The 4,837-nt window shown below is 67.1% G+C and carries 4 protein-coding genes and 2 pseudogenes; 2 read left to right on the top strand and 4 right to left on the bottom strand.

The features are described 5' to 3' along the window. Positions 1-1,249: serine/threonine protein kinase (locus A5645_RS28065; protein ID WP_065128960.1), on the top strand; the 1,249-nt coding region annotated here is incomplete at its 5' end. 105 nt (positions 1,250-1,354) lie between these two features. Then, a pseudogene (locus A5645_RS06425) lies at positions 1,355-2,306 on the top strand (serine/threonine-protein kinase); the annotation flags it as partial. Positions 2,307-2,330: 24 nt separating this feature from the next. Here A5645_RS06425 and A5645_RS29210 read toward each other — a convergent pair. The 4 genes and pseudogenes from A5645_RS29210 to A5645_RS06440 form a co-directional block, all read right to left on the bottom strand. Then, positions 2,331-2,471 (bottom strand): annotated as a pseudogene (locus A5645_RS29210) (hypothetical protein); the annotation flags it as partial. 123 nt (positions 2,472-2,594) lie between these two features. Next, a complete protein-coding gene (locus tag A5645_RS06430; RefSeq protein WP_065035910.1) occupies positions 2,595-2,975 on the bottom strand; it encodes a DUF4189 domain-containing protein in 381 nt (126 codons plus the stop codon). Positions 2,976-3,038: 63 nt separating this feature from the next. Continuing rightward, a complete protein-coding gene (locus tag A5645_RS06435; protein WP_155767874.1) occupies positions 3,039-3,773 on the bottom strand; it encodes an LppX_LprAFG lipoprotein in 735 nt (244 codons plus the stop codon). A gap of 184 nt (positions 3,774-3,957) precedes the next feature. Beyond that, positions 3,958-4,837: ABC transporter permease (locus tag A5645_RS06440; protein ID WP_172830478.1), on the bottom strand; the 880-nt coding region annotated here is incomplete at its 5' end.

Consider the following 4,837-nt stretch of genomic DNA (forward strand, 5'->3'; position numbering starts at 1 on the left):
GTTTTCCAACGACGAGGTCACCTACCGCGCCGACATCTACGCCCTGGCCTGCGTGCTCTACGAATGCCTCACCGGCGCGCCGCCCTACCGCGCCGACAGCGCGACCACCCTGGTCACCGCCCACCTGATGGATCCCATTCCCCAGGTGAGCGCGCAACGGGCCGGCATCCCCAAGGCCTTCGACACGGTGATCGCCCGCGGCATGGCCAAGAAGCCCGAAGACCGCTACGCCAGCGCCGGGGACTTCGCCCGCGCCGCGCACGACGCACTCAGCGACCCGGACCAGGACCACGCCGAGAACATCCTGCGCCGCAGTCGCGAGTCCACGCTGCCTGGCACCGCGGTGACCCCGCAACCGTCCGGTCCCAGCAGCGGCCCGCTGCCCAGTGCGCCGCAGTATTCGCCGCCGCCGGCCTACGGCGACCCGATCGGATCGGGGCCGTTGCAGCGCCAGCCCCCGCCGAGCCAGCCCTCCTGGGGGCCGGGCAGCGGCCCGATTCCGAGCCAGACTCCGCCGCCGCAGCCTCCGCAGTACTTCCAGAGCGGTAGCTGGGGCGGCACGCCACCGGGCGGCCAGCCACCGGCCGGTCCCGCCGCTTGGACCCAGGGTGGTCAACCACCGGGGGGCAAACGCAACCCGTGGCCCATCGTGGCGGCCGCCGCTGCGGTGGTCGTCGTTCTCGTCGTCGCCGGCATCGGTATCTGGTACGCGACGAAGCCGGGCGACAACCACAACGCGGACGACACCACCACGGCCTCCTCCAGCACGACCGCCACCACCACCACGAGGAGTTCGCCGACGACAACTCCCGGCGGCAGTCCGCAGAGCAAGCTGCTGTCGATGCTGCCTTCGGGCTATCCGTCCGGGACATGCACACCCACGACACCCAAGCCGAACAGCGTTTGGACCAACACGATCGCCATGCTCGACTGCGGCCAGAACACCAACCAGGGCGGCCCGAGTCGCGCGATCTACGGACTGTTCCCGAACCTGGCCACGCTGAAGTCCGCGTTCAACGACGACATCGCGGCCGTGCAATTGACGAACTGCCCGGGAGAGGGACCGTCCCCGGACGGGTGGCACTACGACCGGGATCCGACGGTGACGGCCGGGATGATCGCCTGCGGCACTTACAAGAACCACCCGAACGTCATCTGGAGCAACGAAGGCAAGTTGATGCTCAGTGACGTGTTCGGGGATCCCGCTACTCTGGAAGACCTGCACAATTGGTGGGCCAAGTACGGCTGACCAAACCAGTTGGCCGACCGTGGTTTTGGCGCATCGCGCGCCAAACCCTAGGTGAGCCAACGGTATTGAGAGCTGGCGGGCGAACCTTGGTTGGGGGGATCAGCGATGGGCGCGGCGCCGGACTCGCGTGAGGGCTCGATGTTCGGGCCCTACCGGCTGAAGCGACCGCTCGGCCGGGGCGGAATGGGTGAGGTCTACGAGGCCGAACACACCGTCAAGGGCTGGACCGTCGCGGTCAAGCTGATGTCGGAAAACGTCAGCAAGGATCCAGTGTTTCGCGAGCGGATGAAGCGCGAGGCGCGCATCGCCGGGCGGTTGCAGGAACCGCACGTGGTGCCCATCCACGACTACGGCGAGATCGACGGTCAGCTGTTCCTCGAGATGCGCCTCGTCGAGGGCACCGACCTCGACAAGCTGATCGCCCGGGAAGGCCCGCCGACGCCGTCCCGGGCGGTCGCGATCATCACTCAGATCGCCTCGGCCCTGGACGCCGCACACGCCGCCGGCGTCATGCACCGCGACGTCAAACCACCCAACATCCTGGTCACCCGCGACGACTTCGCCTACCTGGTCGACTTCGGCATCGCCAGCGCCACCACCGACGAGAAGATCACCCAGATGGGCACCGCCGTCGGGACCTGGAAATACATGGCGCCCGAACGCTTCGGCAACGACCAGGTCACCTTCCGGGCCGACATCTACGCTCTGGCCTGCGTGTTGTATGAGAGCCTGACCGGCAGCGCGCCATACCAGTCCGACAGTGCCGGCGTACTGATCAGCGCGCACATGAACAATCCGATCCCCCGGCCGAGCGCGGCCCGCAAGGGAGTGCCGCGGGCGCTGGACGCGGTGATCGCTCGCGGCATGGCCAAGAAACCGGCCGATCGGTATCCCAGCGCCGGTGACCTGGCCCGCGCCGCGCAGCAGGCGCTCAGCGAGCCCGACCAGGACCAGGTCGCCGACATCGTGCGGCGCAGCCAGGAAGCGGTGCTGCCGCCACCGCCCGTCGAGCCGCGCACCATTCGGTACCGACCCACCCCGCCGGCGAAGGCTCCAACACCGCATGCACCCGCGAGATCCGCGGATTCTCCAACCGGATATCCACCTCACTGGAACGCCCCAACCGCCACACCCGATCCGGCGTCACCCGCCACGTCCGGCCACCCCCGCGCACCTCCAACCGCGGTACCTCGGTCGTGATCGTGTCGGTCCGGTCTTCCATCCATAGCCTCCGCTGCGTCAGCCTAGCTTTCTGAAGCCTTCGCCTCAGCGCAAACGATCGCTGACGATGTTCTGCTGCAGAGGTTTCAGCGCAGGGGCCGCGGACCGAAGCACCCCGCCGGGCCTAGCCGTTGCAGTACCAGGTTCCGATCCATCCAGGCGTACCAAGGGTTTTCAGGGCGTCGGCTTGCGCTGCGGCGAGCGTGGGCCCGTAACCACCTGCGTAGTCGGGGTTGTTGTTCTGGGCGATCGCGCCGCACTCTTTGAACGTGACCAGCAATTTGCAGTCGGAGTAGCCGCATGCGCCCATCGCCGCGCTCTCGGCCGCAGCCTTGGACGGGGCGTTCTTGGTGCGTCCGTACACCTTGCCGTCCCTGGAGTGCGCGATCGCGCCCCAGTAGGTGTCGGCGTGTACCGCGGGGGCAAGCATTATGGTCGTCGAACCGACCAGGACGATATTCGCCACGGCGACCGCGGCACGTCGTTGAAAAGCCGTCAATCCCATGAGGATTCCTTTCCCAGGTCGGTCATCGGGCGAGCGCTTTGTCGGGGCCATCGGGGGTGGTGGCTAGGCGGGCTTGGTGGCGGTGACCTGTTTGCCCCACTCCGACATGGTCATCGTCACGGTGCCGTTCTCGACCGGCACGATCTCGATCTTGACCAGGTGGTTGGAGCCGTCCGAGGCGATCCATACGGTGGTCGGGGTGGGCGGTGCGTCCTTCGGGCTGAGGCGGGATCCGGCCAGCGTGGCGACATCGTCGGTGGACGACGTCCCGGTGATCTTGGTGGTTGCGATGCCGTTGACCTGCTCGCTGCCGGCCACCTTCGGGTTCTGCAGGTGCGACAGCACATTGGCCAGGCCGCGGTCCGGGTCGAGCAGCGTCGAGACGTCATAGATCGACGCGCCGTTGCCGTAATCGGTGAACTTGCCGGACTCGGCGAGGTCGGAGTACAGATGGCCGTCGACGAAGACGAACTTCGAGTCGACGGGGTCCTTGCCGACGATCAGGGTGGCGGTCCCGGTGGCGGCGGTCTGCGGAGTGCTGGACACGTCGCCGTCGAGTTTGGTCACGGCAAGGTTGGGCACCGCACCCTGCACGGTCAAGCTGACGTGCATCCCGGTGACTTTGCGCATGGCATCGGCAGCCTGTTTGACCGTGCTGGCGGCATCCACATTCGCTCCGGAGCTCGATCCCCCGTTGGACGCGTTGGGCTTCGAGCCGCAACCGGTCACCAGGAAAGCCATCGACACAACCATCGCGGCGATCACAACGCCGGCGCGGCGCCAGAGCTTCAGTTTCATCAACATCTCCTTCGTCGAGGCACGTTGCCGTGGGGCAAACTCATGGCAAGCTAGCACCACAGGCTGGCGCTTAGCGTAGACCGACCGATATGGCCTTGACTAGGGTCTTGTCATCGGGATGACCCGGGGCCGCGGTCACTTCCATCGGCAGCAGCAAAGCGGCTTCGACACCGTCTACCGCCGCTTAGCGGCGCGCCCGGCGTTGCGGGTCGAGCCGCTTCAACCGGATCGCCAGCAGGATCACCATGACGACGCCAAGCGCCACGCACATGCCCAACGCGCTCAGATAATGGGCTGGATCGTGATCCCAGAGCGGGTCGGTGTCAGTGATGCGGATGTAGTTCACCCCGAGGGACGACGCGGCCATGGCGTAGGCCCAGCGGGACGGGGACAGCCAGGCCAGTTGCTCGAGCGGAACCCGGTCCCGCACGGCGAACAACCCGCCGCACAACACCAGTTGGGCCATCAGCACCAGCACCAGCAGCGGCATGCCGCGGTCGGCGTTGCCGATCAGCGCGGAGATCAACAGACCCAGGATCATCGAGACCACGGTGACGGCGATGATTGCTCCCGTCACCTCGGCCAGGCCCACCCAGCGCAGCAGCTGCGGGTTGCCGGCGTGCAGCAGCAACGAATCGTCGGGCAACGGGAGGAACGCAACGCCGAGGAATCCGACGATCAGTCCCTGCAAGCCGGTGATGGCGCCCAAGACGGCGAGTTTGGAGGCGAGGTAGGCGCTGCCGGATAGGCCGATGCCGTGTTCGCGCCGGTAGACGGCCTGTTCCTTGACAATTTCGCGGATTGAGCCGGCGCAGCCCATCAGGGCTCCGCCGATGATGAGTAGCACCAGCAGTTGGGTGGGTTGTTTGGATTGCTGGCTGATGGCGTCGGCCAGGGAGAGGCCGGCGTCGCCGGGGACGGCGTAGGTGAACAGGCTCAGGAGCAGGGGTAGGGCGAGCAGGAATAGGGCGTATTGGCGGTCGGCGGCGATGTCGGCTTGGTGCTGCCCCAACGCAGCTTGCTGGCCGTGGTCGGCCCCTCCGGAGCCGGCAAATCCACCCTGC

Origin of the sequence: Mycobacterium asiaticum (assembly GCF_001673635.1) — a bacterium.
Lineage (GTDB): Bacteria > Actinomycetota > Actinomycetes > Mycobacteriales > Mycobacteriaceae > Mycobacterium > Mycobacterium asiaticum_C.